Raw genomic sequence first — 15,702 nt, forward strand, 5'->3', positions numbered from 1 at the left:
GAGGTTTACCTTGATATGACATATACCTTAGCCTCAAATTAAAACGATTGTTATCAGTAACGGCCGAGCTATTTTAGAATCGATAAAAGTTAGAAAACTCCAATATAATCATATTATTAGCAATACATTCATTGTCTAAAAACAAGGTGTAGAATAGGAGAAAGGGGATAGGTGAAAAGAGGATTCTGTAAGCTTGTGAAAAAGAAAAAGCCCGACAAACAGCTATTTGTCGGGCTTTTAGGGCTGAACAGTTCAGTTCGATTAGAAGATCGCGTGTGCCACTAGAACAATAATCGGAAGCGTCACTAACGTACGTAGTAGGAAAATTGCCACCAATTCTAGGAAGTTAATTGGCACCTTACTGCTTAAGATCACCGAACCTGTTTCTGACATGAAAATCAGCTGAGTAACAGACAGCGCTGCAACAACAAACTTGGTTAAATCCGCATTCACAGATGACGCCGCAATGATTGAAGGAACATACATATCAGTGAAGCCCACCAGCATAGTTTCCGCCGCCGCCGCTGCTTCTGGCACATTAAGTAGCTCTAGTAGAGGTACAAACGGAGCACCCAGCATCGAGAACAATGGCGTCGCTTCTGCAACCACTAGGCCTAGTGTACCAATCGCCATAACAACAGGAAGAACACCAAACACCATATCTAGCGCGTTATGCACACCTTCTTTAGCCACTGAGCCTAAGCTTTTTACTTTGTCGGCACGCTTCAGTGCTAGCTCCATACCAAAGCCTAGAGTCGATTTACCTGCTGGAACCAGTTCATCATCTCGGTTCGGTGCACTACCATCAATGTAGAGATCTTTTTTGTAAGATAGTGGTGGCAGGAACTGAATTACCATCGCCGCCGCAACGCCAGACAAACAGATCGCAAAGTAAAACGGTACAAAGTAGTTTGCTAATCCAACTTGAGTCAGTACCACTAGCGAGAATGAAATACCCACAGGTGAGAACATAGTTGCAACGACCGCTGCTTCACGCGCTGTGTATTTTTTATCTTCATACTGCTTGCTAGTTAAGATAACACCGACCGTACCATCGCCTAACCATGAAGACATACAGTCAATCGCCGCTCTACCCGGTAGACGGAAAACAGGGCGCATAAACTTACTCAGTAACGTACCCAACAGCTCAAGCAAACCAAAATTAAGCAGTAGCGGAAGCAATAATCCCGCAAGGAAGAAAGTCACCAATAGCGATGGAAGCAAGTCATTTAAAACTAGACCACCCGTATTACCGTTCCAGATGATCTCTGGCCCGATTTGATGCAACGCCAGTAGCGTGAATAACGCACCTAACGAACGAATCACTAGCCAAGTTGGAGTCAGAATGAAAAGTCTTGTAAGCAGATAAGATTGCGTAACAAAAGTTGGCTTTAAAAGACTTGCAGCAAGTGATGCAAAAGCTGAAAAACAGATCACGCCAGTGACCGTCGGTAAAATAGCATCCCCTAGCAGCGCTTTAACCCCTTTAGCCATTAAAGCCAGTGGGAAGGTAAAGTTACCGTCGTAGGTTAGCGGAGCAAGGAAAAAGAATAATCCTAGCAATGATGGAATCGCAAACATCAGCAGATTCCGGTTAGTTTTGTGGTTCTCTTCAACGAGAAGTGTATCGCTCATCTGACTACTCCCTAGATGACTACAATTTCACTTAAAGTGAATAAATCTTCAATATGAGCGATTATATATCCTAAAAAATCCAACACAAGCTAAAATTGCAATTTTATTCACCATTAATAAATAAAAAGTCAAACTTAACATCTATAACAATAACTAAACAACAAAACATAACACTAGAGAATACTTCACGATTTACTGAGAGTATCTGGTGTCCCTCCTCGCGAGTTTAGCTCTGTCACTAACTCAACAAAATTATCTAGCGGTGCGTTGGGCGAGTGCGGTAACCACACCAAACCAATTGGCCACTGGGCATAGCTCCCCTTCAATGGAATAAAACGCACATGTGGATTGCTTATCGCTTGAGCGCTTTGAGGAACGATAGTAAATCCCAGTCGAGCAGAGACTAATGCGAGTAACGTTAAGATATCATCCGCTTCTTGGACAATGGATAACTCCAGTTGATTGGCTGCGAGATAGCCCTCTATTTGTCGGCTGAGTCCTGGGCCTCGATTAGTCGCCAATTTTAAATAGTTATGCCGAGCTAACGAATGCCAAAGCAATTGCTCGTCAATGTCTTCATCTCGATGAATGGCGACCACCAATTGATCATCAAACAGAGGTAAAGTTTGAAACTGACTATCGCTCGGAATGCGATTGAAGCTTACATCAAGCTCGCCACTTTGCAGTTGGTCTAGTTGGGTTTGGGAAGGAATGTCATTCAGCACAATATTGACGTCAGGGTAGCGCTGCTTGAATGCGGCCACAAAACGAGGCGCCTCGTGGTAGGTCGAAACTCCAAAGCCGATTTTCAAACTTCCGTACAACCCAGATGATACACGCTGAGACAGGGTGCCGAACTGCTCAAATTGACGCAGTAGGCGCTGAGCCTCGGGTAACAGCGACTGACCTGCAGCGGTCAAACGCGCCCCATGGCGACCACGCTCAAATAGTGGAGCACCCACTTTGGTTTCTAAACGTTGAATTTTCTTGGTAATGGCAGGTTGCGTGAGAAACAGTCTCTCCGATGCCAACCGATAGTTTTGGCTCTCAGCCAAAATACAGAACGCTTTAAGTAACTCAACTTCCATTCCAAACCCTTATTGAATAGAGAATTTATTTCATTATATGGAATGAAATAATTTTCTTAAACTCACAACCAGTTTTTATCAAGTAAGGAATCTCCGTGGAAAAGTTACGTGTCGCATCCGTTCAATTTAATCATCACCCTGGGGATAAAGCGTACAACCTTGCTGTGATTGAGCACTATGTAAAAAGCGCTCAAACGCAAGGGGTTGAGCTTATCTGCTTCCCAGAAATGTGTATCTCAGGCTACTGGCATGTTTCTAAATTGAACAAAGAGCAAATCGTTCAACTTGCCGAACCGATTCCGGCAGGCAGTTCTAGCCAGCAGATTTTGTCACTTTCCAAGCAAACGGGGATCAACATTGGCGTTGGATTGATTGAAATTGATGAGCAAGGCTGTCTCTACAATACCTTTATCCTAGCGATGCCGAACGGCAACATCACCAAGCACAGAAAACTGCATACCTTTGTCAGCCCGCATATGAGCAGCGGCGACCAATACACCGTGGTCGAAACCCCGCAAGGTTGGCGAGTGGGCATATTGATTTGTTGGGATAACAACTTAGTTGAGAACGTAAGGATGACAGCACTTAAGGGCGCAGACGTTCTGCTTGCCCCTCACCAGACAGGAGGTTGCCATTCGCGTAGCCCGAACGCGATGGGAAGGATCGAACCGCAACTTTGGCTTAACCGACATAAAGACCCGGAAGCCATTCGAACTGAAATGCAAGGGCGAAAAGGGCGCGCTTGGCTAATGCGTTGGCTGCCTTCCCGAGCGCACGACAATGGGCTGTTTCTGATATTTAGCAATGGTGTTGGCGTTGATATGGATGAAGTGAGAACAGGCAATGCGATGATCTTAAACCCTTACGGTGAGACCATGGTTGAAACTGACGCAATAGACAACGCGATGATCATTGCCGACCTTGATCCCAACGAGCTTGATATGTGTACCGGTAGGCGTTGGATAAGGGGGCGTAGACCAGAACTGTATCGTGAGCTTGCCCAGCGACAAGGCTATGAGCTTGACCCTTATCATGCCCGGTTTAACGAAAAATAGTTCACCACTATCTGACCTTAGAGCTAGCCTCTAAGGTCACTTAACAATGGGGATCTGAAAAGAGAAAGTGACACCGCCCACTTCTGTCAGCTCTATATAACGTATCATTTCGACAAAAAAGCCGTCTTCATCAATCTCAAGATTCTTCTTCAGAGCAATATCAAACAAAGCTTCAAGCGCGGCACTGTAACCAGCATCAGAGACTAGGTAAACATCACTGCATAAGTAGTAACCTTCCGGCAGAGTAAAATCATACTTTTGTTCTTCAACTTGCCAGTCGCCAATATAGGTATCGATTTGATCCCAACTTTGCTCTAGTTGATTAACCGGGGTTGCCCCCATCAAACGAACCGATTTCTCACCATAGATTTCCATCACGCTGTCCCAATCTGGGTCAACCATAGAGAGCTTTTTCATCCCCCGTTTCGGATACCAGATCAGCTCTGTCGGCATAGACTGAGCCAATTCGTTTTCTAGAGGGATATCTTTCCCCGGATGGCCGAGTTGACGGATAAATGCAGCAGATTCTCGCGGCGTTAATTCACAACCCATTTTACGTACTTGTTTAGCCGTCACACCGAGCTCTCGCTTAAGTGCTTTACCCAGAGCTTGAGAAGAAGAAAACCCACAATATTGAGCAATCTCTGTCACGCTCCAAGGATCATTGTTCATCAGTAGGCTAACCGACACCTGCAACCTTAAGCGACTTAAATATTGCCCGGGCGTCTCGTTAAACAGCTCGGTAAATTGGCGGTGAAAATGATAGGGCGAAATCGCACTGGCCGTCGCGATTTGCTCCCAAGTTCTGTGCTCATCAAGTTCTTTATGCATTAAGTACAAGGCGTGTGAAAATCGCTTGCGCAGATGCTCAGGCAGCGGCTCTAGCAAGGCTATCTCGGGAACCAGCAAGAAGGGCTGCTTTTCATTTTCTGCCATTGCACTCGGTCCTTTTAGATCAATAAAATCACTATCGCCCGCTTGATCGATTAAATCAAATACCTTGCTCATTACACTGCGTCCATCACCAATTGTTCTTCCGTCTGTTTTGCCTGCTTACGACTGGTCAGTCCGAGTAAAATCGGAATCAATAATAAAGTAACCGCGGTAGCAAATAACTCGCCAAACACCAATGATACTGCGGCAGGTTTAAGGTATTGGGCTTGCTCTGCCGTCTCACTCAACAATGGCAGCAAGCCGCAAACCGTCGTAATCGTGGTCAAGAAAATAGCTCTCAGGCGACTCGTACCTGCTGTCACCAATGCTTGCTTAAGAGGCATGCCATTACGGTATTCATGATTGAAACGAGTAATCAAAACCAATGAATCGTTAATCACGATCCCTGTCATCGCCATCATGCCGAACATAGATAACAAACTGATGGGCAAATCCATAATGTAGTGACCAAATATCGCCCCAGCAAAACCAAAAGGAATCACTGCCATAATGATAAACGATTGCCAATAAGACTTAAGAGGAAGCGCTAACAAGATGTAAATCAATAAGATGGTCAGAATCATTGCCGATTTAAATCCATCGGAGACTTCACTGATCTCCTCAAACTCTCCACCCGCTTTTATTTTCACGCCAGGGTATTGAAGTTCAAGTTGTTCAATCCGCTGTGTCAGTTGAGTCATAGTCTGCTCGGGAGCCTGTATATCTCGATTTTGCTTCCAATAGAGATTCACCACCTGCTCTCGATTTCTACGATACAAGATTTGAGGTTGCTGCTCATGCTGAAACTCAGCGATATCGCCTAACAGAACGGTTTTTCCGCCTGCTAACATTACCTGTGATTGCTCTAACTGCGCCAAGGTCTTACGCGCATCCCTTGGGTATTTAAGCAATACTTTCGTTTCTTGGCCTTGTTCTAAAAGACGGTGAATTTCACGCTCGCCATAGGCTTCACCCGCCAGTTTAGCCAACTTGTCCTGCGTTAGGCCAAGCTGGTGACCAAACTCATTAAGCACCAAGCGAACCTGTGGCTGACCCCCTTTACCATCATCGAAGACATCGGCAACACCCGGTAGCACTGACAAGGTATCACCCAGTTCAATCGCCACGCGTTTTGCTAACTCTCTATCGCGGGATGATATAGAAATAAACGTGCCACCAGCGGGCGCTTCTGCAGCACTAAACTCAACAGAGTAAGCCCCTTCAATCGCGCCGACTTGTTGTCGCCAACTGTCAGTCAATAGGTTGCCAGGGAGTATGCTAAGAGACTCACTGGTCAACTCTGCCGTTACCTCAATCTCGCCATATCCATCAGACCATGCTAACAGGTTAACGATCGGTGGTTTGCTAAGTGAGTAATCGGCTTGAAGCTGTTGCTCGACAGTGAGCATCGACTGCTCAATCTTATCCAATGCTTGCTTTTGCAAAGGTAGCGGAGCGCCATCTTCCAACGCCACTTTAGCGGTAATGTAACGCCCTGGAATTTCAGGAAAAATCGCACTGCGGATTGTTCCAGTCGACCACATTCCGTAGGCCAACACGATCATGGCAACAAAGCCCATCAAGCTAGCAAGTTTGTACTCCAGTACTGCCTCTAGCGCAGGTTTATAAACACGTTGATTAAACCAAGTCAGCCCGCCTTGTGCAGTGGATTGAATCTTAGCTATTATCCCCTTTTCTCGCTTATGCGTAGAAAGCTGCGCCAAATGCGATGGCAGAATGAACTTACTTTCAATCAAAGAGAAAATTAGGGCGAAAATCACCACTGCCGAAAAACCAGCCAGTATTTTGGCAAAGTCATTATTGATCCACAGCATAGGAGAGAACGCGGCTATGGTGGTCAAGACGCCAAAGACAGTCGCCACAGACACAGAGTGGACACCGTGCCACGCCGCTTCTTTACCACTCTTGTATTGAGAGCGCTTTTCATGAATGGCTTCACCGACAACAACGGCATCATCGACCAAAATACCCAGCACTAAGATAAAGCCAAATAGCGTGATATCGTTGATGCTGTAATTGGCTATTTGCATTGCCCCTAACGTACCTGCTAGTGCAACTGGGATCCCTACCGCGACCCAAAAAGCCAGTTTAAGCTCTAAAAAGATTCCCAGTAAAACGACGACAATCAATAGGCCTTGCCATGCATTATCCCCGAGTCGAAATAGCTGCTCCTCAATGTAAGGCGCCATATCAGCCATCACATTGAGCTCGATATCGTTAGGGAGAATTCGCTGTTGCTCAGCTAGCGTCTCTTCAATCGCTGAGCTCACTTTAAGTAGATTATCGGTTTGGCTAGTGCTGACCAACAAAGCAATGGCATTAGAACCATTGTTTCTTACGATTGCGCCGCTTGTCTCGTAATCTCGAGTAAGTGTGGCTATATCACCTAAATAAACCGTACCTGATGGCCTAGACACCACCACCAGTTGCTTAAGTTTCTGTAAGTCATCGGCGTAACCGTCACCACGAATCACCATTCTTCCTTTATCACTGACTAACTCGCCAGTTCGTGACTCCAGTGACATTTGGTTAATCGTGTTGGCAAGATCGTCTAAGGTCATGCCGAGCTTTTTTAACTCATCAGGACGAGGCTCAATAATCAGCTGAGGAGCACGTGAGCCCCAGTTACTAACTTTTGAGATCCGTGGATTGCTCTTTAATGCTTGCTCGACTTGACGCGCAATTGGCTGAAGCTGCTCATCACTGCGGTCACCCGACACCACGACGAAAGCCGCTAAATTGGTAAACTCATTGCGCACCACTTGTGGTCTTTCTGCTTGAGCAGGGAAGCCATTGATGGCATTGACGCGATTGCGTACGTCATCCAAGAGTTTGTTCAAATCCGTGCTACTGGTTTTGCGCACCACAACACTCGACTGACCCGCGCTAGATTGACTGGTGATCTGCTTGATTCCCGCAATACCGCTGATGGACTCTTCGATACGCTGGGTGATGCTTTCGTCTATTTGCTTAGCGCTTCCTCCGGGGTAAGCCACTGTAATAGATATAGAAGATGGAGCAATCTGCGGAAATGACTCAACGCGTAACTGTCCAAATGCCATCACGCCACTTGCGATGATGGCAAGCATCAGCAAGTTAGCGCCGACAGAGTTGTTAATAAACCACTTGGTTAACCAGTTCATTATTCACTCCCCAATTTGGCCGTCATTTCAGTCATGCTGTGAGGTGCCATTTGCGTACCAACCAACATCGAAATCAAAGGATAAACCACCACTCGACGAGACTGTTCACTTTGCTTGTCAAAACGAACGAACACTTGATCTTGCTGTTGACCAACCAGCGTTACCCACTCTTTCTGTAATCTATCTTGGTTATCTAAAGTCCAAACAAAGCCATCACGTGTTAAGGCGCTAAGCGGCAAGGTCACAATGCTCTGCTGATTACCTAAACTCACCTCAACTTTAACTTGCTGATTAGGAAGCAATTTTTCCTTTTCTGCATAAGGCTCGCTTACTGCTAACACAACCTGACGTTGACGAGTGTTGGCATCGGCCTGAGGGGCAACATAGCGAACCTTAGCAGGCCAATGCTGCCCTGCTCTGTTTGATACCGAGATTTCTGGTTTGCTCAGCGCACCTTGTACTTTCTGCCAGTGGAGATCCGAAACGGGCAGCGCCACATCGACGGAATCACTCGCCGCCAACTCAAACAACACTTGCCCTGACTCTAACCACTCACCTGGGCTAATCATGCGTCGTAATATAATCGCGTCAAATGGCGCCACTATATTGGCTTCACTTAGCAGTTTGTTGGCGCTCTGCAGCGCTTGCTGTGCTCTGTCTAACTCCGCTTTCGCTGCCGCCACTTGCGGCTCTCTGCGTGCAAAAGGTGAGCTGGTTTTGGCTGACAACATTTTCAATGCCACTGTCTGTTCGTGTTTCGCCTGCTTGAGATTAAGCTCAGCTTGCGTTACTTGGCTTTTCGCTTGCGCCAAATTAGACGCTAACGCACTGGTCTCTAGCTTGGCGAGTAGATCACCTTTCGACACCGTCATCCCCGGCTCTAATTGAGAATCTAACCAAGCAAGTTGGGCGGTGCTCGATGCCTTAAGTTGAATCGGCCACCTTGCAGTTGTGGTGGCAAGTAAAGTCAAAGACGACTTATGCGCTTGCGGCGTCACCTCAATAATTGAAACAGGCGCTTTCAGCTCCGCCTTCTCTTTAATTGGAGTAGGCTGTGGCTCTAAGTAATCAACCATAACCAAGGCAGCGAAGATAGCGCTTACGCCTAACGCAACAGCTAAGATAGATTTAACCTTCATAAGAAATCTCCTGTTGGTTAGGGGTTTCGGCCTCAGCCTTTGATGAAACATTGAGACGTTGAGTGATCTCTGCTAATCGAGACAATGTTTGTAGTGTGATAGGCAAAACGATCGCAGCCTGTACAAATTCAATAGAGTAAGTAACGATGGAAAACACCGTTCCAACGCTTGGCTCGACCAACACACTGACCATCCATAAATTGATCAGCACTGCACTTAGTAAGACAATAAAAATCAATCCATAAGCAATAGCTTCGGTATCAGACAATTTTATTTCACAACTCATAAGGCGTTTGAAATGACCGCGTATGGTAGCAAACCTGCCGCTGTTCAACGCCGTAACCTGAAGTTCAAGCTGATCGTTTAGCGCACCATTTAAGCGAGTGAAAGTGCCATGAAACAAGCCGTAGATAATCAAGATGCCGACACCCGAGGCCAAGACACTCAGAGCAAGATAGAGGTGGAATGCAGCGAGGATAACAACGGTAGCAACAAGCTGTACCACTGCCGTCATTAACGCCGGCAAATCATCTTCTAAGAAGTCCACCAGCTCACGAGACATGGTTAAGCGCGCACTACGGACTGACACTGGCGCGTGTTCTAAGTTACGCTCAACCAATCTGGCTAACTTAAAGCGAATACGGCCATAAACTCGGGTATCATAAAAACGACGCAGAACACCAACAGCTACGACGAACAGCAGCAAAAAAGCAAAGTGAACTAAGGGTTGCATGTCATGATTTAATACACCATCAATCGCGTAGCCTATCGCAAGTGGCAGTAATATCAGCATCACGTTTTCCACTAGCACCATGAACCAAGTAAGCGCTACTTTGAAGGGCTCTAAGCCAATGGTGGATTTAAGTGTTACTTGGAAGCGGTCAGACATCATTGTTCCTGTGAATGAATTTGGCGTTAGTATTGCCAATTCATCTCAAGAAAAAGTGTCCCAGATTGCTGTTTTGATCATTTGAGTGTCGATAACCTTTTGTTAACGCCTACCCACTTACACTCCTACCATAATCAATAAATCACACTTAGGTATGTGTTTAACCTAGGTATGGAGTCAGCATGAAATTATTCGCATCCATCGCCACCACCGCCTTAATTACTGGCTCAATCTGGGGGCTTGTCTTAGCTCAACCTGCCGTAGCCGAAGATGTCAGTGGCACAAAATCGTCAGCAGCACCCGTTGTCGATAACAAGCCCAACAACTACTTGCGCGGCGTCACTCAGACCACCGCATTACAAGGCGTGCCAAACTTATGGGATAAGTTCTACGCCAGAATCGATGAGGCTAACCCTCTAACTCAGAAGGTTGATCGCATCGTCGTGTTGTACCAAGCATTTAATGCAGATTTCTCTGAAGCAGAGGTGACAATTGGTTACCCGACCACTGCGGGCGCAATAGCAAGTGACCTGACCAAACTACCAGACATAGCCGATGCAAAACTTCTGCTCAAGGAAGGAAAGCACAATGAAGCTGAGCTCACAGAGGCATGGCAGAAAATAGACTTTGCTAAAAAGCCTTATGCGGTGGTCGAAACTCACTACCTCAACCAACACGGCTTACCTGAAGCGAACCAAATGTCCGTCTACTATAAGCAATAGAGTGAGAGGAGATAACTATGTTTGAGTCTATGTCTCAAGTGTTCTCGGAAAGCACTATCATATTTACCGAAAGCTGGGTGGATGATAATTTCCTGCTTATTGCTGTCGCTATCTTCTTAATCGAACTTATCCGCTATGCGTTTAAAAAGAAGCTTAGCTGGAACATGATAGGAGATAGTGCGACCAACTTTGTCACGCTATTTTTCCTACTGATTACACTGTTTGTTATCGGTCTAGCTTATGTGGGCGCGTTTGTTTTTGCCTACGAAAACTTTAGCCTAACTCAGTTACCGATCACGGGGTGGACAATTCTTGGCTGTTTGATTCTTGCAGATTTAGCTTACTACTGGGAGCACCGATTTTTACACAGTAATGGAATCGCTTGGGGAACGCACTCCGTTCACCATAGCTCGCCCTACTTCAATATATCGGTGGCATACAGATTTGGACCTTTGGACTGGTTTTTCCCGTTCTTTTTCCATTTGCCTTTGATTTTACTCGGCTTCAATCCGTTTGTTGTTTTGATGTGTGAAACCTTCGTTCAGTTGTTTCAAACCCTTCTTCATACTGAAGCGGTGCGAAAGTTTCCTCGTCCGATTGAGGCCATATTCAATACGCCGTCGCATCACAGGGTTCATCATGCAACCAATAAACAGTACCTCGATAAAAACTATGCCGGAATACTGATTATTTGGGATCGCATGTTTGGTACCTTTGCCCGAGAAGAGGAAGAAGTAAAATATGGCGTTTACCCACGGATTAACTCCGTCAATCCATTTAAAGTATACTTCAATGGATATATGAAGCTTTTCAGCCAGATATGGCATGCGCCGGAGTGGAGCGTCAAGTTCAAACTACTGGTTAAACCGCCTATCTGGGCTTGGCAGCAAGAACAAAAAAGGAAGTAAAGGTTCAATGACGATTAGTGCCCTGTTAATTGAAGACGATAAAGATCTCGCCGAAGCAATCAGTGATTACATGGAACTAGACGGAGTCGAATTTGACTTTGCCTACAACGGATTATCAGGGCTTAACTTCGCGTTAAGTAACAGCTACGATATCATTCTTACCGACCTGAACATGCCTAAGATGGATGGCATTGATGTCTGCCAATCCTTGCGAGAGAAAGGAGTCAGTACACCGATCTTGATGCTCACTGCCCGAGATACCTTGGACGATAAGCTGACTGGCTTTGCCGCGGGTTCTGATGATTATCTGGTCAAGCCGTTTGCGATGGAAGAACTCAAGGTTCGCGTGCTCGCACTGGTACGCAGAGCTAAAGGGGCGGTGACCTCACTTTCAGTTGGCGATCTCAAGGTCGACCTCGATCAGCACCAAGTGAGTCGCGCAGGTCAAGCAATTAAACTTCCTCCTGTGTGCTGGAAGATGTTGGTATGTCTGATTCAAAATAGCCCTAACGTTGTCAGTAAATCCAAGCTAGAAGAAGAAGTATGGGGCGATGAGCTACCCAATGCTGACAGTTTGAAAGTGCATTTGTTTAAGCTAAGACAAGCGATTGATGCGCCGTTCGAAAACAAGCTGATTCACACCCTCCACGGTGTAGGTATTGCGATCAGAGAGGAAGAGTAAGTGAAGCGCGTTAGTATTAAGCGAGATATCTACCTTTACTTGTTTGGCTTGGTGATCAGTTTAACCGCTATCTATGGCTTGATGATCAGCCAAAGTTACCAGATTGGCCTCAACGAATCGGCCAAATATGGCTTTCTCTACGAGCTGAAACTTGCTGAGACTGAGTTTCTCGCTACTGGCAAAATCCCTCAATCTCAAAGTAGTACCCTGCAAGTTTACTCAGACTTCAATCAAATCCCAGCAAAGTTTCTCCAACAGTTCGATTGGGAGACGTTTGAAAACGATGTGATTTACGAAGACTATATCGCCAATGCCAGTGGCGGTTATGGTGAGTACCTTTACGCTGCTCTTCACTATGTCGAAGCAAAAAACAGCTATTTGTACGTCGTTTCCCAATATGACGAAGCCGTCTATACCGAGCTATTTAGCCAGAGCCCACCAGAATCCGTCAGCAAATTTAACTCCGCTTTCTTGATCGTCGGCGCATTGCTGCTGTTCGTCTTTCTTCTGATTCGATTACTGATTCATAGGCTCACCAAACCGATTATTACCTTGTCTCAATGGTCACAGACTCTCAACTTACAAGAGACCAACAAGCTAGAGAAGTTTCGCTACACCGAGGTCGACCTGTTAGCAAAACAGCTAGTAGAGAGCGTTAAACAACAGCGTGAGGCAATTGAAAGGGAGGAGTTCTTTCTCCGCGCCGCTAGCCACGAGTTAAGAACGCCCGTATCTATTATTTCCGCCAGTGGTGAGATGTTAACCCGCCTTTCAGATTCTATGACCAAAGGCGGTCAACGCGCAGTCGCTAGGATCAATCGCTCCGTGGTAACGATGCAAAACCTTATCACTACCCTACTTTGGATGAGCAGAAACCAACTTGATGATCTCGAAATTAAAGAGGTCGATTTAGAACAATTGGTACAGACTATCTTAACCAACCATCAATACCTGCAAGATGGAAAACAAGTCGCTATCAAAGTGAATGCAAGCCCGCAAAATTCGCCCGTAACACTGCCAAGTATCTTGGTTGAAATTGTCCTAACGAATCTTATCCGTAACGCTTTACAGCATACCAAGCAAGGAGCAATAAATATCGAACTCTCGGGCTCTGATGTTCAAGTCACTAATTCATTGGAAGACTCAGAATCAAGCAGCTCTGAGGTTTCATTTGGTATCGGCCTCATTCTAATCGAGCGATTATGTCGCCACCAAGAGTGGAAGTTTGAATATCATCAAGAGACAGAGTTTATCGCCAGAGTAAGTTTTCAATCCCATCGCTCGCAATCAGAGTGATAACCAAATCTTAACCCTCGTTCACCTAAACTTACTCGTATAGTGAATTTTAGGAGTCTATCAATGGGTACTTGGATTTTAGAAACTCTACTTTGGGCAATTGTCACCGTTGCTGTCTGTGTAGCAATTTGGGGCTTCAACCTACCCAATATTCTCATCGCATTGGGTATTTCCGTCGGGGTTTCTCTACTGCTGGGGAATAGCTGGCGAAGCTAGGTAAACTTCGCCTACCTATCGAGCAATTTTTCATTCACGTTTCTCTCCTTTTTGAATAGCACACTTACAACACAATTCCGCTACAAGCCATTTACAAACCTCTTGTAAATGGCTCTTTTTTGCCTTTAAATCAAAGCTATGACTTTAACGGCGACGCTAAGACCACTCACCCTACTTTTTATCAGCTCGTTTTTGCTGATGAGCAGTCATGGCTTAAGTGGCATCCTCCTTCCTGTGAAACTAGCTGATGAGCAAGTCGGAGTGCAATCAATTGGTTTTGTACTTTCGATGTACTCGGTCGGATTTCTGCTTGGCGCGATTATTGGTAAGCGAGTACTGCGTCAAATTGGCTTAGTCAGAACCTTTGCCATGTGTGGTAGCTTAGGTGCTAGCGCCATCTTAATCATGGGGCTTAGCTCGGAAATTTGGCTTTGGGCCATAATGCGTGCTGTGATGGGATTCTGTATCGCTTGTGCAACCGCAACACTCGATACATGGTTCAACAGCGTGTCGACCGAGTCTAATCGTGGCAAGATCTTAGCCGTCAACCAAGTGGTGATCTTGAGTGCGATAACCTTGGGTCAATTTGGCTTAGCTCTCGCGCCACCCAGTGAAACCACGCTGTTTATTCTATGTGGGGTGCTTTTTAGTATTTCGGTCTCACCTGTTGTGTTCGTTTCTCACTTTGAGCCACAAATCGAGCAGACCGAATCGATTCCGCTCAGAGAAATCTATACTTTATCACCACTGGGTTTTATGACCTGTTTTGTGTGTGGCATTCTCTATTCAACCATCGCGAACATGCTACCTGTCTATGCAGATGGTCAAGGTATTACTGGCTTCCAGTTGTCTGTTTTTATGGGTGCAGCGACAGCGGGCGGTATCATTCTCCAACTGCCAATGGGCTATTTATCCGATAAATTTGAACGGCGTAAAGTTATCTTATCTGGGTGCTTTGTTCTTGCTATCGTCAGTTTCGCGTTACCCGTTTCAATGCAGTATCAATGGCAAGTAGCACCGCTCATCTTGGTTGCACTAACTATGGGATTAATCGCCTGTTTATATCCACTCAGTATTTCAGAGACCTTTGATAGAGCGCTCAAAGCTCAGTTGGTCCCAGTCTTGTCAGGCCTACTGTGTATCTATGCTATAGGTTCGGTCATTGGTCCCTATTCAGCGGCACTTATCATGGAGCGCTTTAATGGTAGTGCTCTATTTGGCTTTTTAATATTTGTCGATCTCGGCTTGATTGTCTTTACCATCTACCGAATGTCGGTCAGACAAGCGCTCCCTGTGGAAGAACAAGAAAGCTTCGTTATGCATACTCCAGCGTCAATTCATGAAGAGCTTGATCCACGTACTGAGTATCAAGACTATTCACTCTATGTTGATGAAGCTTGGGAGCAGGTTGAGTCGTTAGCCAAAGATCACCCAAGCAAGGCAATTGCATTGATACGCGGGCTATCAAATAAAAACCCAGAATGGGCCGCATCTTTAGCAGAGAAAGCCGCCCAACTAGATAATATCGATACAGTGGTGCTGTTTCGCTCTCTTACCCTGACCAACCCAGACTTGTCGATTGAGATCGCGAAAAAGCTCGCAGAGTCAGAGCAAGAACAGGTCGATGAGATTGTTGAATGGCTGATTGAAAAAGAACCTGAGAATACCATGCAGATCTTGGTGACTATCAGTGATGCCATGGAAGAACAACCAAACAACTTGGTTGAAACACTCGCAGAACAATCCCCAGAGAAGTTGGCCGAATTCAGTCAGGAATTGGTCGCCAATATGGTTGAAACCAACCAAAACCTAAGGCTTGCGGACCGAGAAGAGAATGATATTAATGAATCGGTCGAAGAGTTTATTAGTACGATTGCGGAATCCGCTCCCGAGCAAGTAGAAGAGATTACTCAGCTAGTTGAGCAATCGATTCAAGAACACGAAGAGCAGACTAACCCCGACACGCCATAGTTGT

General features: G+C 45.8%; 13 protein-coding genes. 7 read left to right on the forward strand and 6 right to left on the reverse strand.

Annotated features, from left to right (window positions below):
* Positions 1-261 precede the first annotated feature (261 nt).
* Both IX91_RS22180 and IX91_RS22185 read right to left on the reverse strand, forming a co-directional pair.
* Complete coding sequence (locus tag IX91_RS22180) at positions 262-1,635, reverse strand: YjiH family protein (protein ID WP_004743877.1); 1,374 nt, start codon at positions 1,633-1,635, stop codon at positions 262-264.
* Positions 1,636-1,820: 185 nt separating this feature from the next.
* Positions 1,821-2,723, reverse strand: coding sequence for a LysR family transcriptional regulator (locus IX91_RS22185; RefSeq protein WP_004743878.1), 903 nt, complete (start codon positions 2,721-2,723; stop codon positions 1,821-1,823).
* A 95-nt stretch (positions 2,724-2,818) separates the two neighbouring features.
* Here IX91_RS22185 and IX91_RS22190 point away from each other — a divergent pair, with 95 nt between their 5' ends.
* A complete protein-coding gene (locus tag IX91_RS22190) occupies positions 2,819-3,778 on the forward strand; it encodes a nitrilase family protein (protein ID WP_004743879.1) in 960 nt (319 codons plus the stop codon).
* A gap of 36 nt (positions 3,779-3,814) precedes the next feature.
* On the opposite strand, the gene IX91_RS22195 is transcribed toward IX91_RS22190, so the two are convergent.
* Genes IX91_RS22195 through IX91_RS22210 form a run of 4 tightly spaced genes read right to left on the reverse strand, consistent with a single transcriptional unit; the run spans position 3,815 to position 9,903 of the window.
* Complete coding sequence (locus IX91_RS22195; protein ID WP_004743880.1) at positions 3,815-4,786, reverse strand: helix-turn-helix domain-containing protein; 972 nt, start codon at positions 4,784-4,786, stop codon at positions 3,815-3,817.
* Positions 4,786-7,875, reverse strand: a complete 3,090-nt coding sequence (locus tag IX91_RS22200; protein ID WP_004743882.1) for an efflux RND transporter permease subunit — start codon at positions 7,873-7,875, stop codon at positions 4,786-4,788. Before IX91_RS22200 ends, IX91_RS22195 begins: the two co-directional genes overlap by 1 nt.
* Entirely contained in the window at positions 7,875-9,014 is a 1,140-nt protein-coding gene (locus IX91_RS22205) for an efflux RND transporter periplasmic adaptor subunit (RefSeq protein ID WP_004743883.1), read from the reverse strand. The genes IX91_RS22200 and IX91_RS22205 overlap by 1 nt, the downstream gene beginning before the upstream one ends.
* Positions 9,004-9,903 (reverse strand): ABC transporter six-transmembrane domain-containing protein, encoded by a 900-nt coding sequence (locus IX91_RS22210; RefSeq protein ID WP_004743885.1) that lies wholly within the window; start codon positions 9,901-9,903, stop codon positions 9,004-9,006. Before IX91_RS22210 ends, IX91_RS22205 begins: the two co-directional genes overlap by 11 nt.
* Before the next feature lie 182 nt (positions 9,904-10,085).
* Here IX91_RS22210 and IX91_RS22215 point away from each other — a divergent pair, with 182 nt between their 5' ends.
* The 6 genes from IX91_RS22215 to IX91_RS22235 all read left to right on the forward strand — a co-directional run bounded on the left by IX91_RS22215 (position 10,086) and on the right by IX91_RS22235 (position 15,698).
* Positions 10,086-10,625, forward strand: a complete 540-nt coding sequence (locus IX91_RS22215; protein WP_004743887.1) for a hypothetical protein — start codon at positions 10,086-10,088, stop codon at positions 10,623-10,625.
* Positions 10,626-10,642: 17 nt separating this feature from the next.
* On the forward strand, positions 10,643-11,533 hold the full coding sequence (locus tag IX91_RS22220) for a sterol desaturase family protein (RefSeq protein ID WP_004743889.1): 891 nt from the start codon (positions 10,643-10,645) through the stop codon (positions 11,531-11,533).
* A gap of 7 nt (positions 11,534-11,540) precedes the next feature.
* A complete protein-coding gene (locus IX91_RS22225) occupies positions 11,541-12,215 on the forward strand; it encodes a response regulator transcription factor (RefSeq protein WP_004743891.1) in 675 nt (224 codons plus the stop codon).
* Complete coding sequence (locus IX91_RS22230) at positions 12,216-13,511, forward strand: sensor histidine kinase (RefSeq protein WP_004743892.1); 1,296 nt, start codon at positions 12,216-12,218, stop codon at positions 13,509-13,511.
* Between the two features lie 63 nt (positions 13,512-13,574).
* Complete coding sequence (locus IX91_RS26720) at positions 13,575-13,727, forward strand: hypothetical protein (RefSeq protein ID WP_004743893.1); 153 nt, start codon at positions 13,575-13,577, stop codon at positions 13,725-13,727.
* A 138-nt stretch (positions 13,728-13,865) separates the two neighbouring features.
* Positions 13,866-15,698 (forward strand): MFS transporter, encoded by a 1,833-nt coding sequence (locus tag IX91_RS22235; protein ID WP_004743894.1) that lies wholly within the window; start codon positions 13,866-13,868, stop codon positions 15,696-15,698.
* Positions 15,699-15,702 lie beyond the last annotated feature (4 nt).

It is taken from the genome of Vibrio tubiashii ATCC 19109 (assembly GCF_000772105.1).
GTDB classification, from domain to species: domain Bacteria; phylum Pseudomonadota; class Gammaproteobacteria; order Enterobacterales; family Vibrionaceae; genus Vibrio; species Vibrio tubiashii.

Excerpts from the sequence above, each read along its gene's own strand:
- IX91_RS22180 (WP_004743877.1), bottom strand. The coding sequence starts at position 1,635 with ATGAGCGATACACTTCTCGTTGAAGAGAACCACAAAACTAACCGGAAT.
- IX91_RS22185 (WP_004743878.1), bottom strand. The coding sequence starts at position 2,723 with ATGGAAGTTGAGTTACTTAAAGCGTTCTGTATTTTGGCTGAGAGCCAA.
- IX91_RS22195 (WP_004743880.1), bottom strand. The coding sequence starts at position 4,786 with ATGAGCAAGGTATTTGATTTAATCGATCAAGCGGGCGATAGTGATTTT.
- IX91_RS22200 (WP_004743882.1), bottom strand. The coding sequence starts at position 7,875 with ATGAACTGGTTAACCAAGTGGTTTATTAACAACTCTGTCGGCGCTAAC.
- IX91_RS22205 (WP_004743883.1), bottom strand. The coding sequence starts at position 9,014 with ATGAAGGTTAAATCTATCTTAGCTGTTGCGTTAGGCGTAAGCGCTATC.
- IX91_RS22210 (WP_004743885.1), bottom strand. The coding sequence starts at position 9,903 with ATGTCTGACCGCTTCCAAGTAACACTTAAATCCACCATTGGCTTAGAG.
- IX91_RS22215 (WP_004743887.1), top strand. The coding sequence starts at position 10,086 with ATGAAATTATTCGCATCCATCGCCACCACCGCCTTAATTACTGGCTCA.
- IX91_RS22220 (WP_004743889.1), top strand. The coding sequence starts at position 10,643 with ATGTTTGAGTCTATGTCTCAAGTGTTCTCGGAAAGCACTATCATATTT.
- IX91_RS22225 (WP_004743891.1), top strand. The coding sequence starts at position 11,541 with ATGACGATTAGTGCCCTGTTAATTGAAGACGATAAAGATCTCGCCGAA.
- IX91_RS26720 (WP_004743893.1), top strand. The coding sequence starts at position 13,575 with ATGGGTACTTGGATTTTAGAAACTCTACTTTGGGCAATTGTCACCGTT.
- IX91_RS22235 (WP_004743894.1), top strand. The coding sequence starts at position 13,866 with ATGACTTTAACGGCGACGCTAAGACCACTCACCCTACTTTTTATCAGC.